Genomic DNA, 18,238 nt, shown 5'->3' on the forward strand with positions numbered 1-18,238 from the left:
ACATTCGTCTGCCACCCCGTTTTTTCTACTTCGGGCTGGAGCGCCCGGTCATTTCCTGGGCCATTTCACTGGCGTAGCTGTCGGTCATGCCAGCGATGAAGTCGATCATGCGCAGGAATGCGCCATGCAGCGAACCATGCGGGTCGGGGGCGTTGTTGCCGATCAGGTCCAGCACACGCCGGCTCTTGAACGATGGCGTGCGCCCACCGTGCTGCTCCAGGGCCGCGCCACAGAAGGTGTTGAGCAGGATCTCCAGGGTCGTGTAGGCGCCGATCTCGTGCAGGGTCTTGCGCTTGTCCTGGAAGATCTTCTTGCGCGCCATGTCCTTGGCCTGGAGCACGCAGCGTTGCGCCGGGCCGTGCATGTGCTCCACCAGGTCACCGGCCAGGCGGCCGGCAAGCAGAGCCTGCTGTTGTTCGACGAAGGCCTGGGCGGCGGCATTGGTCAGGTGCTCGATGGCCTTGCCGCGCAGGATCGCCAGCTTGCGCCGGCGTGACTCGCCCGGGCCCAGGAGGCGGTAGGTTTCCGGCAGGTCGTCACCCACCAGGTCCAGCAGCAGCGCCTCGACTTCGGCGTACTGCAGCAGGTCCATCTCCAGGCCGTCCTCGAGGTCGATCAAGGCATAGCAGATGTCGTCCGCAGCCTCCATCAGGTACACAAGGGGATGGCGCGCCCAGCGCTGGTGCTCGAGCTGGGGCAGGCCGAGCTTGCCGGCGATCTGCTCGAGCAGCCCCAGTTCGCTCTGGTAGCAGCCGAACTTGTGCTTCTTGTAGCCCAGGGCATCGGCGTGGCGCGCGGCCCAGGGGTACTTGAGGTAGGCGCCGAGGGTTGCGTAGGTCAGGCGCATGCCGCCATCGAACTGGTGGTATTCGAGCTGCGTGAGAACACGAAACCCTTGGGCGTTGCCTTCGAAATTGAGGAAGTCGCCGCGCTGCTCGTCGCTCATGTCGTCCAGCCAGCCACGCCCGGCAGCCTGTTGGAACCAGTGGCGAATGGCGTCCTCGCCCGAGTGGCCGAACGGCGGGTTGCCGATGTCGTGGGCCAGGCAGGCCGACTGCACGATCATTCCCAGGTCGCTGGGTTCGCACCAGTCCGGCAGTTGGCCGCGCAGGGTCTCGCCGACACGCATGCCCAGCGAGCGACCGACGCAGCTGACTTCCAGAGAGTGGGTGAGGCGGGTGTGGATGTGGTCGTTGCTGGACACCGGATGCACCTGGGTCTTGCGCCCCAGGCGGCGGAAGGCGCCGGAGAAGATGATGCGGTCGTGGTCCTTGTGGAAAGGGCTGCGCCCGAGCTCTTCGGGGCTGTAGAGGGCCTTGCCCAGTCGTTCGCGGGTCAGCAGGGTTTGCCAGTCCAAGGCGTTTTCTCCCATCGTAGAGTCGGGATAGCTTCCTGTGTCCGGCGCGCCCGCGCAAGGGCCGGGCGCGCTCGGGCTTCAGCGGCGGCGGCTGCCGAGGAACAGGCGAATCAACGGGGCCAGGCTGGCGCCCAGGCGTACCAGGCGCGTCAGGTTGCCGCTGCGCACGCCCTTGCCGGTGAGAAAGCCCAGGGCGACCACGGCGCCAATGCCCCACAGCGAGCCGTGCTTGACCCCCAGGCTTTCGCCGAACGAGCCACCCATGCCGCGCAGGCGGCGGACCGGTTCGAGCAACTGCCCTGATTCGTGGCGAATTTCCTGGCGGTGCATTTCCATGCGCAGGCGCAGCAGCGCCTTGCGCAGCTCCCGTGGGTTACGGGTGTTGGGTAGTTCTGGCAGGCTCATGGCAGCAGGCGCTCCCGATCCTTGGCCAACTCCTCGAGGGTGGCATTGAACGGCGAGGACTCGTCGAACACCGCGGCCTTCAGGCGCAGGCCGCAGTACAGCGCGGCGACCCCGTAGAACACGCACAGGCCGATGATCCCGGCCAGGCGGTAGCTGTCCCACAGCAGCACCAGCACCAGGCCCGACAAGGCGGTCAGCAGCAGCAGGGCGAACACCAGCGCCAGGCCGGCGAACAACAGCAGGCTCAAGGTACGGGCCTTCTGCTCCTGCAACTCGATACCGAACAGCTCGATATGGCTATGCAGCAAGCCCAGCACGGCCGCGCCCAGGCGCCTGCCGGAGGCGCCCGTGCCGATGGCTTCGTTGTCCATGAAGGTTCCTCAGCGCTTGGCCAGCAGGCCGATCAGCAGGCCGACGCCGGCGGCGATGCCGATCGCCTGCCACGGGTTCTCCTGCACGTATTGCTCGGCGCTGCCCAGGGCGGCCTGGCCACGGGCGCGCACCGAGTCCTGGGTCAGTTGCAGGGTTTCACGAGCCTGGACCAGGCGATCGTGGATCTGCTCGCGCAGTTCATCGGCCTGGTCGCCGGCCAGGTTGGCCGTGTCGGCCAGCAGTTTTTCGGTGTCGCGGACCAGGGCCTGGAAGTCAGCCATCAGTATGTCTTGTGCAGTCTTTGCCGATTTGCTGGCCATGAGTGGGCCTCTCCCTGTGGATGTGTGTGGCTATTTCGAGTGATCGGTGGCACGGAAGGTTCAGCGGGATGTGTTGGTACAGCGCTTGCTAAAAACGGTGCGTGTCCGCCGAGGCGTGCGCCGACATCAGGCGCCCTTGCTGCAGATACCGCTAAACCTTAACCCAATCCACGACAAACCCAAGAAAAAACCACGCAGGCCCCGCCCGGCTCACCGAAATTGGGCAGCGGCCTGGCACCGATGCGGTGCATGGATGCCGGTTCTTGAACTGTCCTGGTGCCTTTTTGCAGGTCTGCCATTACATGGAAAACACGCACAGCGCGATGGACTCCCTGGTCCACGGCTCCAACACTTTGTTCATCCTCATGGGCGCGATACTGGTCCTTGCCATGCATGCGGGGTTCGCCTTTCTCGAAGTCGGCACAGTGCGGTACAAGAATCAGGTCAACGCTTTGTCGAAGATCCTCAGCGACTTCGCGATCTCGGCGCTGGTGTACTTCTTCGTCGGTTACTGGATCGCCTATGGCGTGAGCTTCCTGCAGCCGGCGGCGGCGCTGGCCAGCGACCATGGCTACGCGCTGGTCAAATGCTTCTTCCTGCTGACCTTCGCCGCGGCGATTCCGGCAATCATTTCCGGCGGCATCGCCGAACGCGCGCGCTTTGCGCCGCAACTGTGCGCAACGGCGTTGATCGTGGCGTTCATCTACCCGTTTTTCGAAGGCATCGTGTGGAACGGCAACTTCGGCTTGCAGGCCTGGTTGCAAGCGCGCTTCGGTGCGCCGTTCCACGACTTCGCCGGCTCCGTGGTGGTGCACGCCATGGGGGGCTGGCTGGCGCTGGCGGCGGTGTTGCTGCTGGGCGCGCGCCGCGGCCGTTATCGCGATGGCCGGCTGGTGGCGTTCGCCCCCTCGAGCATTCCGTTCCTGGCGCTGGGGTCGTGGATCCTGATCATCGGCTGGTTCGGCTTCAATGTCATGAGCGCGCAGACCCTGCAAGGGGTGAGCGGGCTGGTGGCGATCAATTCGCTGATGGCCATGGTCGGGGGCACCCTGGCGGCATTGCTGGCCGGGCGCAACGACCCCGGCTTCCTGCACAACGGCCCGCTGGCCGGCCTGGTGGCGGTGTGCGCAGGTTCCGACCTGATGCACCCGGTGGGGGCGCTGGCCACCGGCCTGGTGGCAGGCGGGCTGTTCGTCTGGTGCTTCACTGCCGCGCAGAACCGCTGGAAGATCGACGACGTGCTGGGGGTATGGCCGCTGCATGGCCTGTGCGGCGTGTGGGGCGGCATCGCCTGCGGCGTGTTCGGGCAGGTGGCCCTGGGAGGGCTGGGCGGTGTCAGCCTGGTCAGCCAACTGCTGGGCAGCCTGGCGGGTGTGCTGGTGGCACTGGTCGGCGGCTTTGCCGTGTATGGTCTGCTCAAGGCGCTGCATGGTTTGCGCTTGAACCATGAACAGGAGTTCCAGGGCGCGGACCTGGCGGTGCATCGCATCGGCGCCACCAGCCAGGATTGAGGCAAGTCAGGTGCACGCAGGCGCAGGCGGACCTAGAATGAGCATCCCTTCCTGCGATTTTGCGGATAGACGCATGCTGCCTGAAACCCAATTGTTCGGCACCCTCGGGTGCCATCTGTGCGAAGTGGCCGAAGCCGTGCTGATGCCATTCGTCGAGCACGGCTTGCTGGTCGAACTGGTCGATATCGCCGACAGTGAGGCGCTGTTCGAACGTTACGGGCTGATCATTCCGGTATTGCGCCGTTGCGATACCGGTGCCGAGCTGGGTTGGCCGTTCGACGCCGAGCAAGTAGTGGCCTTCCTCGGCCGAGCCGCGCATTGACGGCACCCGCTTCGCTTCGTATGCTGTATATAAATACAGTATCCCGAGGTAAGTCATGCTCAATGTCGAGCAACTCAAGTACAGCATCAATCACATGGCGCCCGAGCGTGTGTGCGAGGCGGTGCTGGAACTGCGCCTCGATGGCATCGTCACCGACGAGCGCACGCCGTTCGGCAAGGTCCATTTCAATACCTGCTTCGCCGAGATCGAGGCGCTGTTCCAGCGTGCCGGCTTCCACCGTCCGCTGGATGTCGTGGGCTACCAGGGGCTGAGCTATGCCCTCTACGATCCGGGCCGCTGGGACGCGGTGCAGGTGCTGCGCTGGCTGAAGGCGCGCTGCGAGCCGGCCTGCGAGGCTGGTTGAGGGGCGGGGGGTAGGAGATAATGTCCGCCCACGCAGAACCGAGCCCGATGATGACCACGCCTTTCGACCCCGCCCGCCAGCAAGCCAGTACCGTATGCCTGCCTCCGGGGCCCTGGGCAAACGTGCTCGACTGCTTGTGCGAGCATTTCAAGGGCATCAGCCGCGAACAATGGCTGGACCGCTTCGCCCGAGGGCGGGTATTGAATGCCGAGGGCCAGCCCATTGCAGCGGACACCCGCTATCGTCGGGGCATGCGCCTGCACTATTTTCGTGAAGTACCCAATGAAAAGGTGATCCCGGTGCAGGAAGAAATCCTGCATGTGGATGAGCACCTCGTGGTAGCGGACAAGCCGCATTTCCTGCCTGTGACGCCCACCGGCGAGTATGTCGAGCAGACGCTGCTGCGTCGGCTGATCCGACGCCTGGACAACCCGCATCTGGTGCCGCTGCATCGCATCGACCGACACACGGCCGGGCTGGTGCTGTTCTCTGCCAACCCGCAGAGCCGTGGCGCCTATCAGCGCCTGTTCCCCGAGCGGCGTATCGACAAGCATTACCAAGCCATCGCCGCGGCCATGCCGCAGCATGATTACCCGCTGGTGCACCGCAGCCGTCTGGTGCACGGCGAGCCGTTCTTCCGCATGCATGAGGTGGAAGGGGTCGATAACAGTGAAACCCACGCCTGCGTGCTGGAGAAAAATGGCGATCTGTGGCGCTATGGCCTGTCACCGGTCACCGGCAAGACCCACCAGTTACGCGTGCATATGGCGGCGCTGGGCGCGGGGATCTGCAACGATCCGTTCTATCCGCAGTTGGTCAACGAGCAGGATGATTACGCACGGCCACTCAAGCTGCTGGCCCATAGCCTGCGTTTCGAGGATCCGTTGACGGGTGAGGTTCGTTACTTCGAGAGCCGGCTGGCGCTCGACTGGTAAAAACATCGCCGGCAAGTCGGCTACCACAGAGATGGCGCTTGGCCTGAGGGCGGCGCGGTCGGTGTGGGAGCCGGCTTGCCGGCGATGCGCCGCTTAAGCGGCGCCTTTTGTCATCAGCGGTTGAAACGCTCCACCAGCGAGTACTGGGTCCCCGCCGTGCTGGTCAGCTCTTCGCTGAGCAGCGCCGAGCGCTGGGCCTGGCCGGCGGTCTGGTCGGCGAGGTCGGCGATGGTGCTGATGTTGCGGCTGATCTCCTCGGCCACCGCGCTCTGCTCTTCGGTGGCCGCGGCGATCTGGGTCGCCATGTCGGTGATGTTGGCCACGGCCTCGCTGATACCCACCAATGCCTGGTCGGCCTGCATGACCCGCTCGACACCTTCCTGGGCCTGGCGATGGCCGTTTTCCATGGTCTGCACCGCGTTGTTGGCGGTCTGTTGCAGCTTGGCGATCAGGGTGTGGATCTGCCCGGTGGACTCAGCGGTTCGCTGGGCCAGCTGGCGGACCTCATCGGCCACCACGGCGAAGCCGCGGCCCATTTCACCGGCACGCGCCGCTTCGATGGCAGCGTTGAGCGCCAGCAGGTTGGTCTGGTCGGCGATGCCCTTGATCACATCTACCACGCCGCCAATCTCGTCGCTGTCCTTGGCCAGCTGGGTGACGGTCAGCCCGGTTTCGCCCACGGCAGCCGACAGACGTTCGATGGCGTCACGGGTTTCGCCGGCAATATTGCGGCCCTGGCTGGTCAGGCGATTGGCCTCCTGCGTCGCGTCTGCGGTGCGCTGGACATGGTTGGCCACTTCCTGGGTAGTGGCGGCCATCTGGTTGACGGCGGCGGCCACCTGCTCGGTCTCCACGCGCTGGCGCTCCAGGCCCGAGGAACTCTGGTGGGCGAGGGTGTCGGACTGGCGGGCCTGGTCGCTGAGCTGCTCAGCGCTGTCCTGCAGGCGGGTCAGGCAGGTCTTCATCCGTGCGTCCTGGCTGAGCATGGCCATTTCCAGGCGTGCCTGAACGCCGCGGCTGTCGGTGTACATCTGCGCGATCAGCGGGTCGGAGGTGGTCTGTTCTGCCAGGCGCAGCAGGCGCTTGAGGCCGCGTTGCTGCCAGCTCAGGCCGAGCAGGCCCAGCGGCACCGACAGGCCGGCGGCCAAGGCGAAGCCCCAGGAGTGGCCCAGCCAGTTGCCGATCAGGAAACCGACCTGGCTGATCAGGATGAACGGCAACCAGTCCTGCAGCACCGGCAGCCACTTGTCACGTTTCGGGATGGCCGACTTGCCCTGGTTGATGCGCTGGTACAGCGCCTCGGCGCGGCGGATCTGCTCGGCGGTGGGCTTGACCCGCACCGACTCGTAGCCGACCACCTGGTTGTTGTCGAAGATCGGTGTGACGTAGGCATTGACCCAGTAGTGGTCGCCCGACTTGCAGCGGTTCTTGACGATACCCATCCACGGCAGGCCCTGCTTGAGGGTCTGCCACATATGAGCGAATACGGCTGACGGGACGTCGGGGTGACGCACCAGGTTGTGCGGTGCGCCCATCAGGTCTTCGCGGGAAAATCCGCTGATCTCGATGAAGGCATCGTTGCAGTAAGTGATCACGCCTTTGGCGTTGGTGGTGGAGATCAACCGCTGCTGGGCAGGGAAAGTCCGTTCTCTCTGGGTAATCGGCTGGTTGTTACGCATTGGCTGTTCAATCCGCAAGGCTTTCGACGGGTATCGGCAAGCCTCTGGTTTTATTGAATGAATATTTGACTGCCTTGATCTGGGGCAATGTGCCATCAGTGTGGTTGAGCTATCTCAGCCGACCTGATCGCAGCCATTGCCTTCAATATTGCAGTTTTCTTTATAAATTATGACGTGTAGGTCTGATCATGACCGATTGTTCAGCTCGGGGCCAGCATCGGGTAGCTGAACAGGGCGAAGTGCGCCAGGTTGACGCAGGTGTGGCACAGCACCGCCGCCGCCAGCCCGCCATGGCGATAGGCCAGACCATACCCCACCCCGGCCAGGGTGGCCAGGTAGAACCATTGCCAGCCGCCGGCCAGGTGCGCGAGGCCGAACAACAGCGCGGCCACCAGCAGCGCCAGCCCCTCATGTTTGAACAGGCGTTGCAGGCCGCCCTGGATGTAGCCACGGAACAGCAGTTCCTCGGTCAGGCTCACCAGCAGCAGGTTGTTGGCCAGCCACAGCCAGGCCTGGTCCGGCCATTTCGGTGCCCAGGCCACCAGGCCCAGGGCCCAGGCGCCACCCAGGCAGGCGAGCAGGGTAAGGGGAAGGATCAGCGCCAGGCTCATGGCCAGGCCGCGACCGCGCAGCATCACCAGCCAAGGGCAGGCCAGCAGCAGCCACAGGCCGATCAGCGGCTTGTCCAGGTTCAGGTACATGGAGAAGGGCACCGCGCCTTCGCTGAGGACGGCCTTGTCGATGACGCGAGCGCCATGGAAACCGGGCAGCCAGTGCAGCGCCAGGGCTATGCCCAGGAGGATGAACAGCAGGTGACCGAGGCTTTGTTGCCAGCGCACCGGACGGCGGACGAGCAGGGCACTGCACAACAGCGCGAGCAAGGCGGGCAGGGCGGCGAGGCCGAGGCTGCCGTAGGTCAGGGCGATCGCATAGCCAAGGGCAAGCAGGAGCAGGGCGATCCAGTGGAGAAGAGGCATGGTGTTTCCTTAGTGCCGGTGAATCAGAGGAGGGTAGGACTCCTCGTCTGGCCTTCAGGACACCTGAAACCACCCGCGCGGGGCAAGCCCCCACATTGCGTGGGAGCGGGCTTGCCCCGCGAAGGGGCCTTATCCTGCGATCAATTGCCGCAGCACATAATGCAGGATCCCCCCCGACTTGAAGTACTCCACCTCATTGAGGGTGTCGATCCGACACAGCACCTCGATCTGCTCCTGGCGCCCGTCTTCGCGAGTGATGCGCAGCGGCAGGCTCATGCCCGGGCTGATCTGCGCATCAGTCAGCCCCAGCACATCGATGCGCTCGCTACCGGTCAGCCCCAGGCGCTTGCGGTCGTCCCCTGCCTTGAACTGCAGCGGCAGCACGCCCATGCCCACCAGGTTGGAGCGGTGGATACGTTCGAAACTCTCCGCCAGCACCGCCTTGACCCCCAGCAGGTTGGTGCCCTTGGCCGCCCAGTCGCGGCTGGAGCCGGTGCCGTATTCCTGCCCGGCGATCACCACCAGCGGCGTGCCATCCTGCTGGTAACGCATGGCGGCATCGTAGATCGACAGCTTTTCACCGCTGGGCACGTACAGGGTGTTGCCGCCTTCCTCGCCGCCAAGCATCTCGTTGCGGATGCGGATGTTGGCGAAGGTGCCGCGCATCATCACTTCATGGTTGCCGCGACGCGAACCGTAGGAGTTGAAGTCGCGCGGTTCCACGCCCTTGCCGCGCAGGTAGCGGCCGGCCGGGCTGTCGGCCTTGATGTTGCCAGCCGGGGAAATGTGGTCAGTGGTCACCGAGTCGCCGAGCAGGGCGAGGATGCGTGCGTTGCGCACATCACCGATCTCCGGCAGTGGGCCGCCGATGTCATCGAAGAAGGGCGGGTGCTGGATATAGGTGGAATCGGCCTGCCAGACATAGGTCGCGGCCTGTGGCACTTCGATCGCCTGCCACTGGGCATCGCCGGCGAACACCTCGGCGTATTCCTTGTGGAACATGCGGGTGTCGACATTGCTGACCGCCTCGGCGATCTCCTGCTGGCTTGGCCAGATGTCGCGCAGGTAGACAGGCTTGCCGTCCTTGCCGGTGCCGAGCGGCTCCTGGCTGAGGTCGATGCGCACGCTTCCGGCCAGAGCATAGGCCACCACGAGCGGCGGCGAAGCCAGCCAGTTGGTCTTGACCAGCGGGTGTACCCGGCCTTCGAAGTTGCGGTTGCCCGATAGCACCGAGGCGACGGTGAGGTCGGCGCTGCCGATGGCTTGCTCGATGGCCTCGTCCAGGGGGCCCGAGTTGCCGATGCAGGTGGTGCAGCCATAACCGACCAGGTCGAAACCGAGCTGGTCGAGGTATTGTGTCAGGCCCGCGGCCTTGTAGTAGTCGGTGACCACCTTGGAGCCGGGGGCGAGCGAACTCTTCACCCAGGGCTTGCGTTGCAGGCCTTTCTCCACGGCTTTCTTCGCCACCAGCCCGGCGGCCATCATCACGCTGGGGTTGGAGGTGTTGGTGCAGGAGGTGATGGCGGCGATCACCACCGCGCCGTCGCGCAGGGTGTGGGTCTGGTTTTCGTGGGTGTAGTCGATCTCGCCAGCCTGGTCGGCATTGCCCACCGCCACGCCACCGCCGCCTTCGCTTTCCAGGCGGCCGACTTCCTTGGCCAGGGGTTTGGGCTGCAACTCGATGAAGTGGTCGAAGGCCTGGCGCACCTGGCCCAGGGCGACGCGGTCCTGCGGGCGCTTGGGCCCGGCCAGGCTGGCTTCCACATCGTTCATGTCCAACGCCAGGGTGTCGCTGAACAACGGCTCTTGGCCGGGCAGGCGCCACAGGCCCTGGGCCTTGCAGTAGGCCTCGACCAGTTGCACGGTCTCCTCGGGGCGGCCGGACAGGCGCAGGTAGTCGAGGGTCACCTGGTCGACCGGGAAGAAGCCACAGGTGGCGCCATACTCGGGGGCCATGTTGGCGATGGTGGCGCGATCGGCCAGCGGCAGGTCGGCCAGGCCGTCGCCATAGAATTCGACGAACTTGCCCACCACGCCCTTCTTGCGCAGCATCTGCGTGACTGTCAGGACCAGGTCGGTAGCGGTGATGCCCTCGCGCAGCTTGCCGGTGAGCTTGAAGCCGATCACCTCGGGGATCAGCATCGATACCGGCTGGCCGAGCATGGCAGCTTCGGCCTCGATGCCGCCCACGCCCCAGCCGAGCACGCCCAGGCCGTTGATCATGGTGGTGTGCGAGTCGGTGCCGACCAGGGTGTCGGGGAAGGCATAGGTGCGGCCGTCCTCTTCGCGGGTCCATACCGTGCGGCCCAGATACTCGAGGTTGACCTGGTGGCAGATGCCGGTGCCCGGCGGCACCACGCGGAAGTTGTCGAAGGCGCTCTGGCCCCAGCGCAGGAAGGCGTAGCGTTCGCCGTTGCGCTGCATCTCGATGTCGACGTTCTGGGCGAACGCGGCCGGGGTGGCATAACGGTCGACCATCACCGAGTGGTCGATCACCAGGTCCACCGGCGACAATGGGTTGATCCGCTGCGGGTCGCCGCCGGCCTTGGCCATGGCCGCGCGCATGGCGGCCAGGTCGACCACCGCCGGCACGCCGGTGAAGTCCTGCATCAGCACCCGCGCGGGGCGGTACTGGATCTCGCGGTCGGAGCGACGCTCCTGCAGCCAGGCGGCGAGGGCGCGCAGGTCGTCACCGGTAACGGTCTTGCCGTCTTCCCAGCGCAGCAGGTTCTCCAGCAGCACCTTGAGCGACATGGGCAGGCGCTGCAGGTCGCCGAGCTGGTGGGCGGCGTCGGGCAGGCTGAAATAGTGGTAGGCGCGGTTGGCCACCTGGAGGGTCTTGAGGGTTTTCAGGCTATCGAGCGAGGGCATTTACAACTCCTTGTGCTCCGGTGCCCGGCGACTGCGGGTCGCTCGCCGGTATCACCGCTCTGGACCGGTCCGCACGGCACGGACCTGGCTGAACAGTCAGGTTAGACCGGTTTGCCGGCCCCGACCCTTTTCTGGACCGATGGGGCGTGTCGCTGGTTCCCGACTTCCTTTATCATTCGCCGCCCTGGCGCCGTCTGCGCCAGTGATGTGGAGTGAGAAATGAATACCCTGTTCATGCATTGCCGGCCCGGCTTCGAGGGCGAGGTCTGCGCCGAAATCAGCGAACACGCCACCCATCTGGGCGTGCCCGGCTATGCCAAGGGCAAGCCGCAGAGTGCCTGCGCCGAGTTCGTCTGCACCGAGCCCGGTGGCATCGAACGCATGATGCAGGCGCTGCGCTTCTCGCAGCTGATCTTCCCGCGCCAGTGGGCCCGCGGTATGTACGTCGAGTTGCCAGAGACCGACCGTATCAGCGTGCTGCTCGAGCACCTGGCCGGGCTGCCAGTGTTCGGCAGCCTGTGGCTGGAGGTGCTCGACAGCAACGAGGGCAAGGAGCTGTCGACCTTCTGCCGCAAGTTCGAAGTGCCGCTGCGCAAGGCCCTGGAGAAGGCCGGCCGCCTGGTCGATGACGCCCGCTGTCCGCGCCTGCTGCTGACCTTCATCAGCGGCCGCCGGGTGTTCCTCGGCCTGGCCGAGGCCGACAACTCGGCGCTGTGGCCGATGGGCATCCCACGCCTGAAGTTCCCCCGCGAGGCCCCGAGCCGATCGACCCTCAAGCTGGAGGAAGCCTGGCACCAGTTCATCCCGCGCGAGCAATGGGACGCGCGCCTGAACGATGACATGACGGGTGTCGACCTGGGCGCCTCGCCCGGAGGCTGGACCTACCAGCTGGTCAAGCGTGGCATGCTGGTGACCGCCATCGACAACGGGCCGATGGCCGAAAGCCTTATGGATACCGGCCTGGTCACCCATCTGATGGCCGACGGTTTCACCTGGCAGCCGAAGCAGACGGTGGACTGGATGGTCTGCGATATCGTCGAGAAGCCGGCGCGTACCGCTTCGCTGATCGAGACTTGGCTGGGCGAGGGCTTGTGCCGCGAGGCGGTGGTCAACCTGAAGCTGCCGATGAAGCAACGCCATGCCGAGGTTCGCAAGCTGCTGGACCGCATTGAGGCTGGGTTCAAGGCACGCAAGGTGAAGGTGTCGATCGCCTGCAAGCAGCTGTATCACGACCGTGAGGAAGTCACCTGTCATCTGCGCCGGCTGGACCTGAAGCCGCGCTGAGGCCATCGCGGGGCGAGCCCGTTCCCATGGTACCCGGCCCTTGTGGGAGTGGGCTTGGCGCCCCTCGGCCGATACGCCACAATGACGAGCATTTTGCGGAGCCTTTCATGACCGATTTCACCCACGACGCGATCCTCGATGCCACCGGCCTGAACTGCCCGGAGCCGGTGATGATGCTGCACAAGCATGTGCGCGAGCTGGTATCCGGCGGTGTGCTCAAGGTCATCGCCACCGACCCGTCGACCCGGCGCGACATCCCCAAGTTCTGCATCTTCCTCGGCCACGAGCTGCTCGGCCAGGAAGAAGACGCCGGAACCTACCTGTACTGGATCCGCAAGAAGGCCGACTGAACCCGCCGCGATCGCGCTACACTGCGCTCCCCTGACAGGAGAGCGCCATGCTGATAGTTGCCGACGAGAATATCCCGCTGCTCGATGCCTTCTTTGCCGGTTTCGGTGAAATCCGCCGTTATCCCGGCCGGGCCATCGACGCCGCCTGCGTCAAGGACGCCGACGTACTGCTGGTACGCTCGGTGACTCGCGTCGATCGGCAACTGCTCGAGGGCAGTCGGGTACGCTTTGTTGGCACCTGCACCATCGGCACCGATCACCTCGACCTCGAACACTTCGCCCAAGCCGGTATCCACTGGAGCAGCGCGCCGGGCTGCAATGCCCGTGGCGTGGTGGACTACGTGCTGGGCAGCCTGCTGACCCTGGCCGAACTCGAGGGTGCCGACCTGGGCAAGCGCGTCTATGGCGTGGTCGGCGCGGGTGAGGTTGGCGGGCGGCTGGTGCGTGTGCTGCGCGGCCTCGGTTGGAAGGTGCTGGTGTGCGACCCGGTGCGCCAGGCCAGCGAGGCCGGCGATTTTGTCGATCTCGACAGCGTCCTTGAGCAATGTGATGTGATCAGCCTGCACACGCCGCTGCAGCGTGGCGGCGAGCACCCGACCTGGCACCTGCTCGATCAGCCGCGCCTGGCCCGCTTGCGCGCAGGTGCCTGGCTGATCAACGCCAGCCGTGGGCCTGTGGTGGACAACGCTGCCCTGCGTGAACTGCTGCTGGATCGCGAGGATCTGCACGCGGTGCTTGATGTGTGGGAGGGAGAGCCGCAGGTGGACCTGCAACTGGCCGACCTGTGCACCCTGGCCACGCCGCATATCGCCGGCTACAGCCTGGATGGCAAGCAGCGTGGCACGGCGCAGATCTACCAGGCGTTCTGCCGCTGGCGCGCAGTGCCCGAGCAGATTCACCTGGCCGACCTGCTGCCGGCACCAGGCCTTGCGCAGATCGAGTTTGACGCGAGCGCGGATCCGGCGTGGGCATTGGCCACCCTGTGCCGGGCGGTCTACGACCCGCGTCGTGACGATGCCGATTTCCGTCGCAGCCTGAGCGAAGATCCGGCCGAACAGCGTGCGGCATTTGATCTGCTGCGCAAGCACTACCCGGTACGGCGTGAGATCGAGGGATTGCCGGTGCGCGTCCGTGGGGAAATGCCCCAGTTGGCGCAGGTGGTCAGTGCATTGGGGGCGGTGCTGGCCTGAGGGTGCGCAAAGGCAGGACAATAAAAACCCGGCGCGAGCGCCGGGTTGCACGCAATTCGGGGATCAGGCCTTGCCGATCTTCTTGACCCGGCTCTCTTCCAGGTCCTTGCAGGCCTTCTGGATCATCTGCTCGGTGATGGGCACCTCGCGGCCCTGGGCATCGATGATCGAGCCGCAGACCTGAGGTTGCGGACGGTTCTGGTTCTTGGGCGTATCGGTGTGCTGCAAGCTCATGTCCTGTCTCCTCTTTCAGGTTCAAGCGCAAGGTATCGCTTTGCCGTGACTGGTCTGTGACAGCTTTCGGCTTCATGCTGGATCAGTCCACCAGAATGCGCGACAAAGCTCCAGTCACGCGTTAGAACGAATGGGCATAGCCACTGTCGCTCCGTCCGAGCATGGGACGGCCTCGCATTCCCGAGCGTTGCACAGCGCTGACGAGTGGTAGTCTGCTATCAATCCCCTGTGGAACGACCTTTGCCATGCCCGATCCGATCTCTCCCCGCCAACGCCGTGCCCTGCACCTGGGCTGGCAGTTCGTGCGACCCTATCGGCGCCAGGCGTTGCTGGCCTTGCTGGCGCTGGTGGTCACTGCCGCCATCACCCTGTCCATGGGGCAGGGGATCCGCCTGCTGGTCGATCAGGGCTTCATGACCGGCTCGGCGCACCAGCTCAACCAGACCATTGGCCTGTTCCTGTTGCTGGTGCTGGCCCTGGCGGTGGGGACGTTCGCCCGCTTCTACCTGGTGTCGTGGATCGGCGAGCGCTGCGTGGCCGATATCCGCCGGGCGGTGTTCGACCACCTGGTCGGCCTGCACCCGGGTTTTTTCGAGGACAACCGCAGTTCGGAGATCCAGTCGCGGCTGACCGCCGACACCACCTTGCTGCAGTCGGTGATCGGCTCGTCGCTGTCGATGTTCCTGCGCAATGCGCTGATGGTGGTCGGCGGGGTGATCCTGCTGTTCGTCACCAACCCCAAGCTGACCAGCATCGTGGTGCTGGCCCTGCCCCTGGTGCTGGCGCCGATCCTGCTGTTTGGCCGGCGCGTGCGCAGCCTGTCGCGGCAGAGCCAGGACCGGGTGGCCGATGTGGGCAGCTATGTCGCCGAGACCCTTGGCCAGATCAAGACGGTGCAGGCCTACAACCACCAGGCGCGTGACCAGGCACTGTTCGGCGACACCGTGGAGGCGGCGTTCGATGTGGCGCGCCGTCGCATCGCCCAGCGCGCCTGGCTGATCACCCTGGTGATCGTGCTGGTGCTTGGCGCAGTGGGGGTGATGCTCTGGGTCGGCGGCATGGATGTGATCGCCGGACGTATCTCCGGCGGCGAGCTCGCCGCGTTCGTGTTCTACAGCCTGATCGTCGGCAGCGCCTTTGGCACCCTGAGCGAGGTGATTGGCGAATTGCAACGGGCCGCCGGTGCCGCCGAGCGTATCGCCGAGCTGCTGGCGGCGCAGACGGCGATCCTGGCGCCGTCACAGCCGGCGGGATTGGCGCACGGGCGCGCCAGTGGCGACATCGAACTGCGCGAGGTGCGCTTCGCCTACCCGTCACGGCCCGCGGTGGCGGCCGTCGACGGCCTGAGCCTGCATATCCGTCCCGGCGAGACCGTGGCGCTGGTCGGGCCGTCGGGGGCCGGCAAATCGACCTTGTTCGACCTGCTGCTGCGGTTCTACGATCCGCAAGGTGGCGCGATTCTACTCGATGGCCAGCCGATAACCGGTCTGGCGCCTGCCGACCTGCGCCGCCAGTTTGCCCTTGTGGCCCAGCAACCGGCGCTGTTTCGCGGCACGGTCGAGGCCAACATCCGTTATGGCCGGCCCGAGGCCAGCCTGGCCGAGGTCGAGGCGGCGGCGCGCGGTGCCCATGCCCATGAGTTCATCATCCAGCTGCCTCAGGGCTACCAGACACCCTTGGGCGAAGGGGGCTTGGGCTTGTCCGGTGGCCAGCGTCAGCGCCTGGCGATTGCCCGGGCGCTGTTGGTGGATGCGCCGATCCTGCTGCTGGACGAAGCCACCAGCGCGTTGGACGCGCAAAGCGAGTATCTGATCCAGCAGGCATTGCCAGAACTGATGGCCGGGCGCACCACGCTGGTCATCGCCCACCGCCTGGCGACGGTGCAGCATGCCGACCGTATCGCGGTGATCGACAAAGGCCGACTGGCGGCAGTCGGGCCCCATCGACAATTGATCGAGCAAAGCCCACTCTACGCACGCTTGGCAGCGCTGCAATTCAACTCGGCCTGAGCGTCTTTGTTGTCGCTGTTTTGTAACAATTCTGTAGCAATTGCCTGAGACTATCTGCCTCGGCTGTTGCGCAGGTGCTTGCCCTGGCTGCCATCGCCCGATGGCAGCGTTGATGGGGCAGTGAACGAGGACAAGGACGCCTCTGTCGGCGGTGCCGGCGTGCGCCGTTTCCCTCTTCCTTGTTCCGAGATCCGCAATCTTGCGTAAATCCCTCAGAGTGCAAATTCTCTCCCTGCTCGGTGGCAGCCTGGTGGCGATCCTGTTGATCGCCCTGGTGTGTTTCCAGTTCCTGTCCTCCAGTGTGCGCGGCTACGCCGAGCTGGTGGACGGACCGTTGCGTGCCTCGCAACTGATCGACGAAGCCAACCTGCAGTTCAAGATCCAGGTGCAGGAGTGGAAGAACGTGCTGCTGCGTGGTCGCCAGCCGGCGGAGCTGGATAAGTACTGGCAGCAGTTCCAGGCCCGCGAGCAGCAGGTGCAGCAATTGCTGGGGCAATTGATCGACAGCAGCGACCCGGCGCTCAAGGCGCGCCTGGAGCAGCTCAAGGCCAGCCACCGACAGCTGGGGGCGGCCTACGAGCAAGGGCGCCAGGCATTCCTGGCTGCCAGTGGCGACCCGGTGGCCGGCGACCTGGCGGTCAAGGGCGTGGACCGCGCCACCAGCGACCAGATGAGTGCACTGGTGGAGCAACTGCGCCTCGATGCCCACGGGCGTGCCGACGCCATCAGCGCCAGCGCCGAGCGCACGGTGTGGTTGGGCGTGCTGGTGATGCTGGGCTCGGCCGTGCTGGTCGGGCTGTTCAGCCTGTGGTTGGTCAACCGCAGCCTGGTCGAGCCGATCCGCCAGTTGATCGACTACGTCGCCCAGCTCAGCCAGGGACGTTTCGCCACCCGGGTCGACAGCCGTCGCGAGGATGAACTCGGGCGCCTGGCGCTGGCCGCCAACACCCTGCGTGATTTTCTTGCCGACACCGTCGGCCGGCTCAAGGACAACGCCGAAGAGCTGGAGAGCGCCAGCGGCCAGCTCAGCCGTATCGCCGGCGACATGGCCCACGGCACCCATGATCAATTCCTGCGTACCGACCAGGTCGCGACGGCCATGCACGAGATGTCCGCCACCGCCCAGGAAGTGGCCCGCCATGCCGCCGATGCCGCCCGCGCGGCGGACGAGGCCGACCACAGCGCCCAGGCGGGCGAGCAGGTCATGCAGCGCACCATCGACACTATTGCCGTGGTCAACCGCGAGATCGCCGGCACCGCAGCGGTGATTCGCCACCTGGAAAACGACAGCACGCGCATCGGCAAGGTACTTGAAGTGATTCGCGGCATCGCCGAGCAGACCAACCTGCTGGCGCTCAACGCCGCCATCGAAGCCGCCCGTGCCGGCGAGGCGGGGCGCGGTTTCGCGGTGGTGGCCGACGAAGTGCGCAGCCTGGCCCAGCGCACCGCGGCATCGATCGCCGAGATCCACCAGATCATCGAGGCGGTGCAGTCGGGCGCGGTGGAGGCGGTCAAGGCCATCGAGAGTGGCCAGCAGCGCAGCGAGGAGGGCGCCGAACAGGTGCAGCAGGCCGGGCAGATGCTGCAGCGCATCACCACGGCGGTGGAGGCGATCCGCGACATGAACCGCCAGATCGCCACTGCTGCCGAGGAGCAGACCAGTGTCGCCGAGGACATCTCGCGCAACCTGGTCGAGATCACCCGCATCGCCACCGCCAACCAGCAGGCGGTGCAGCACACCGAGCAGGCCGGACAGCGCCTGCACGGACTGTCGGGTCAGTTGGGCGAAGTGACTTCCCGATTGACCGCTTGAATCGCCATCACGGTGCGCCGATGCGACGTGCACCGCGATGCTTTTGAGGGTGGGGAAATCCGCCATTCTCGCATGTCGCATCAGTTACCTGTGGCGGATTGTCGCCATCCATTGGATGGCCGAGGGCGCTGTGGGCGGCATCAGCCGTGGCCCCGCCCAGGCTGGCACACTCCCTGCTTCACGGCGCCCCGGGCCAAGGCCCGAGGCGATCGTGCCCCGATTTCGCGAAACTCCTGCCAACCACA

Annotated in this window: 17 protein-coding genes and 1 pseudogene; 10 read left to right on the forward strand and 8 right to left on the reverse strand. The window is 65.6% G+C overall.

All coding sequences use genetic code 11. From position 1 onward, the window contains the following. Positions 1–25: 25 nt before the first annotated feature. The 4 genes from KHO27_RS04725 to KHO27_RS04740 all read right to left on the reverse strand — a co-directional run bounded on the left by KHO27_RS04725 (position 26) and on the right by KHO27_RS04740 (position 2,454). Positions 26–1,357 (reverse strand): deoxyguanosinetriphosphate triphosphohydrolase, encoded by a 1,332-nt coding sequence (locus tag KHO27_RS04725; protein ID WP_046857859.1) that lies wholly within the window; start codon positions 1,355–1,357, stop codon positions 26–28. Positions 1,358–1,435: 78 nt separating this feature from the next. Next, on the reverse strand, positions 1,436–1,762 hold the full coding sequence (locus KHO27_RS04730; protein ID WP_110698787.1) for a hypothetical protein: 327 nt from the start codon (positions 1,760–1,762) through the stop codon (positions 1,436–1,438). Further along, a complete protein-coding gene (locus KHO27_RS04735) occupies positions 1,759–2,133 on the reverse strand; it encodes a phage holin family protein (RefSeq protein ID WP_102683128.1) in 375 nt (124 codons plus the stop codon). The genes KHO27_RS04730 and KHO27_RS04735 overlap by 4 nt, the downstream gene beginning before the upstream one ends. A 9-nt stretch (positions 2,134–2,142) precedes the next feature. After that, the gene (locus KHO27_RS04740; protein ID WP_023631678.1) at positions 2,143–2,454 is read right to left on the reverse strand and encodes an ElaB/YgaM/YqjD family protein; all 312 of its coding nucleotides are present in this window, start codon (positions 2,452–2,454) and stop codon (positions 2,143–2,145) included. 302 nt (positions 2,455–2,756) lie between these two features. On the opposite strand from KHO27_RS04740, the gene KHO27_RS04745 reads away from it, so the two are divergent. From KHO27_RS04745 to KHO27_RS04760, 4 genes are all read left to right on the forward strand, one after another. Next, entirely contained in the window at positions 2,757–3,965 is a 1,209-nt protein-coding gene (locus KHO27_RS04745) for an ammonium transporter (RefSeq protein ID WP_111532750.1), read from the forward strand. Between the two features lie 73 nt (positions 3,966–4,038). After that, a complete protein-coding gene (locus tag KHO27_RS04750) occupies positions 4,039–4,287 on the forward strand; it encodes a glutaredoxin family protein (protein ID WP_110698783.1) in 249 nt (82 codons plus the stop codon). 55 nt (positions 4,288–4,342) lie between these two features. After that, positions 4,343–4,651, forward strand: coding sequence for a hypothetical protein (locus tag KHO27_RS04755; protein ID WP_046856421.1), 309 nt, complete (start codon positions 4,343–4,345; stop codon positions 4,649–4,651). Positions 4,652–4,701: 50 nt separating this feature from the next. Continuing rightward, entirely contained in the window at positions 4,702–5,586 is an 885-nt protein-coding gene (locus KHO27_RS04760; protein ID WP_110699161.1) for a pseudouridine synthase, read from the forward strand. Positions 5,587–5,699: 113 nt separating this feature from the next. Here the strand turns inward: KHO27_RS04760 and KHO27_RS04765 are convergent, their stop codons facing one another. The 3 genes from KHO27_RS04765 to acnA all read right to left on the reverse strand — a co-directional run bounded on the left by KHO27_RS04765 (position 5,700) and on the right by acnA (position 11,113). Then, positions 5,700–7,265, reverse strand: coding sequence for a methyl-accepting chemotaxis protein (locus KHO27_RS04765; protein WP_214501285.1), 1,566 nt, complete (start codon positions 7,263–7,265; stop codon positions 5,700–5,702). A 200-nt stretch (positions 7,266–7,465) separates the two neighbouring features. Beyond that, on the reverse strand, positions 7,466–8,242 hold the full coding sequence (locus KHO27_RS04770) for a CPBP family intramembrane glutamic endopeptidase (RefSeq protein ID WP_110698779.1): 777 nt from the start codon (positions 8,240–8,242) through the stop codon (positions 7,466–7,468). Between the two features lie 129 nt (positions 8,243–8,371). Next, complete coding sequence (gene acnA, locus KHO27_RS04775; RefSeq protein WP_214501286.1) at positions 8,372–11,113, reverse strand: aconitate hydratase AcnA; 2,742 nt, start codon at positions 11,111–11,113, stop codon at positions 8,372–8,374. A 219-nt stretch (positions 11,114–11,332) separates the two neighbouring features. Between acnA and rlmM the strand changes: the two genes are divergently transcribed. From rlmM to pdxB, 3 genes are all read left to right on the forward strand, one after another. Then, positions 11,333–12,397, forward strand: a complete 1,065-nt coding sequence (rlmM, locus tag KHO27_RS04780) for a 23S rRNA (cytidine(2498)-2'-O)-methyltransferase RlmM (RefSeq protein ID WP_110698775.1) — start codon at positions 11,333–11,335, stop codon at positions 12,395–12,397. Positions 12,398–12,504: 107 nt separating this feature from the next. Then, positions 12,505–12,747 carry a sulfurtransferase TusA gene (tusA, locus tag KHO27_RS04785; RefSeq protein ID WP_023632607.1) on the forward strand — a complete coding sequence of 81 codons (243 nt, stop codon included), beginning with the start codon at positions 12,505–12,507 and terminating at the stop codon, positions 12,745–12,747. Positions 12,748–12,794: 47 nt separating this feature from the next. Next, on the forward strand, positions 12,795–13,937 hold the full coding sequence (gene pdxB / locus KHO27_RS04790; RefSeq protein ID WP_110698773.1) for a 4-phosphoerythronate dehydrogenase PdxB: 1,143 nt from the start codon (positions 12,795–12,797) through the stop codon (positions 13,935–13,937). A gap of 63 nt (positions 13,938–14,000) precedes the next feature. Here pdxB and KHO27_RS04795 read toward each other — a convergent pair whose 3' ends face one another. Beyond that, positions 14,001–14,171 carry a PA1571 family protein gene (locus tag KHO27_RS04795; protein WP_178082036.1) on the reverse strand — a complete coding sequence of 57 codons (171 nt, stop codon included), beginning with the start codon at positions 14,169–14,171 and terminating at the stop codon, positions 14,001–14,003. Between the two features lie 245 nt (positions 14,172–14,416). Between KHO27_RS04795 and KHO27_RS04800 the strand changes: the two genes are divergently transcribed. The 3 genes and pseudogenes from KHO27_RS04800 to KHO27_RS26505 all read left to right on the forward strand — a co-directional run bounded on the left by KHO27_RS04800 (position 14,417) and on the right by KHO27_RS26505 (position 17,993). Next, positions 14,417–16,180 (forward strand): ABC transporter transmembrane domain-containing protein, encoded by a 1,764-nt coding sequence (locus tag KHO27_RS04800; protein ID WP_214501287.1) that lies wholly within the window; start codon positions 14,417–14,419, stop codon positions 16,178–16,180. A gap of 769 nt (positions 16,181–16,949) precedes the next feature. Next, positions 16,950–17,060 (forward strand): annotated as a pseudogene (locus KHO27_RS26500) (hypothetical protein); the annotation flags it as partial. Positions 17,061–17,288: 228 nt separating this feature from the next. After that, on the forward strand, positions 17,289–17,993 hold the full coding sequence (locus tag KHO27_RS26505; RefSeq protein WP_371918082.1) for a methyl-accepting chemotaxis protein: 705 nt from the start codon (positions 17,289–17,291) through the stop codon (positions 17,991–17,993). The last annotated feature ends 245 nt before the right edge of the window (positions 17,994–18,238 follow it).

This window comes from Pseudomonas sp. RC3H12, from assembly GCF_018596375.1.
Classification (GTDB): Bacteria; Pseudomonadota; Gammaproteobacteria; order Pseudomonadales; family Pseudomonadaceae; genus Aquipseudomonas.

What these genes read in the sequence shown, in the direction of transcription:
- KHO27_RS04760 (WP_110699161.1), top strand. Translation starts at nt 4,702, where the DNA reads ATGACCACGCCTTTCGACCCCGCCCGCCAGCAAGCCAGTACCGTATGC.
- KHO27_RS04735 (WP_102683128.1), bottom strand. Translation starts at nt 2,133, where the DNA reads ATGGACAACGAAGCCATCGGCACGGGCGCCTCCGGCAGGCGCCTGGGC.
- pdxB (WP_110698773.1), top strand. Translation starts at nt 12,795, where the DNA reads ATGCTGATAGTTGCCGACGAGAATATCCCGCTGCTCGATGCCTTCTTT.
- KHO27_RS26505 (WP_371918082.1), top strand. Translation starts at nt 17,289, where the DNA reads ATGTCCGCCACCGCCCAGGAAGTGGCCCGCCATGCCGCCGATGCCGCC.
- KHO27_RS04750 (WP_110698783.1), top strand. Translation starts at nt 4,039, where the DNA reads ATGCTGCCTGAAACCCAATTGTTCGGCACCCTCGGGTGCCATCTGTGC.
- KHO27_RS04765 (WP_214501285.1), bottom strand. Translation starts at nt 7,265, where the DNA reads ATGCGTAACAACCAGCCGATTACCCAGAGAGAACGGACTTTCCCTGCC.
- KHO27_RS04800 (WP_214501287.1), top strand. Translation starts at nt 14,417, where the DNA reads ATGCCCGATCCGATCTCTCCCCGCCAACGCCGTGCCCTGCACCTGGGC.
- acnA (WP_214501286.1), bottom strand. Translation starts at nt 11,113, where the DNA reads ATGCCCTCGCTCGATAGCCTGAAAACCCTCAAGACCCTCCAGGTGGCC.
- KHO27_RS04795 (WP_178082036.1), bottom strand. Translation starts at nt 14,171, where the DNA reads ATGAGCTTGCAGCACACCGATACGCCCAAGAACCAGAACCGTCCGCAA.
- KHO27_RS04770 (WP_110698779.1), bottom strand. Translation starts at nt 8,242, where the DNA reads ATGCCTCTTCTCCACTGGATCGCCCTGCTCCTGCTTGCCCTTGGCTAT.
- KHO27_RS04730 (WP_110698787.1), bottom strand. Translation starts at nt 1,762, where the DNA reads ATGAGCCTGCCAGAACTACCCAACACCCGTAACCCACGGGAGCTGCGC.
- KHO27_RS04745 (WP_111532750.1), top strand. Translation starts at nt 2,757, where the DNA reads ATGGAAAACACGCACAGCGCGATGGACTCCCTGGTCCACGGCTCCAAC.
- rlmM (WP_110698775.1), top strand. Translation starts at nt 11,333, where the DNA reads ATGAATACCCTGTTCATGCATTGCCGGCCCGGCTTCGAGGGCGAGGTC.
- tusA (WP_023632607.1), top strand. Translation starts at nt 12,505, where the DNA reads ATGACCGATTTCACCCACGACGCGATCCTCGATGCCACCGGCCTGAAC.
- KHO27_RS04755 (WP_046856421.1), top strand. Translation starts at nt 4,343, where the DNA reads ATGCTCAATGTCGAGCAACTCAAGTACAGCATCAATCACATGGCGCCC.
- KHO27_RS04740 (WP_023631678.1), bottom strand. Translation starts at nt 2,454, where the DNA reads ATGGCCAGCAAATCGGCAAAGACTGCACAAGACATACTGATGGCTGAC.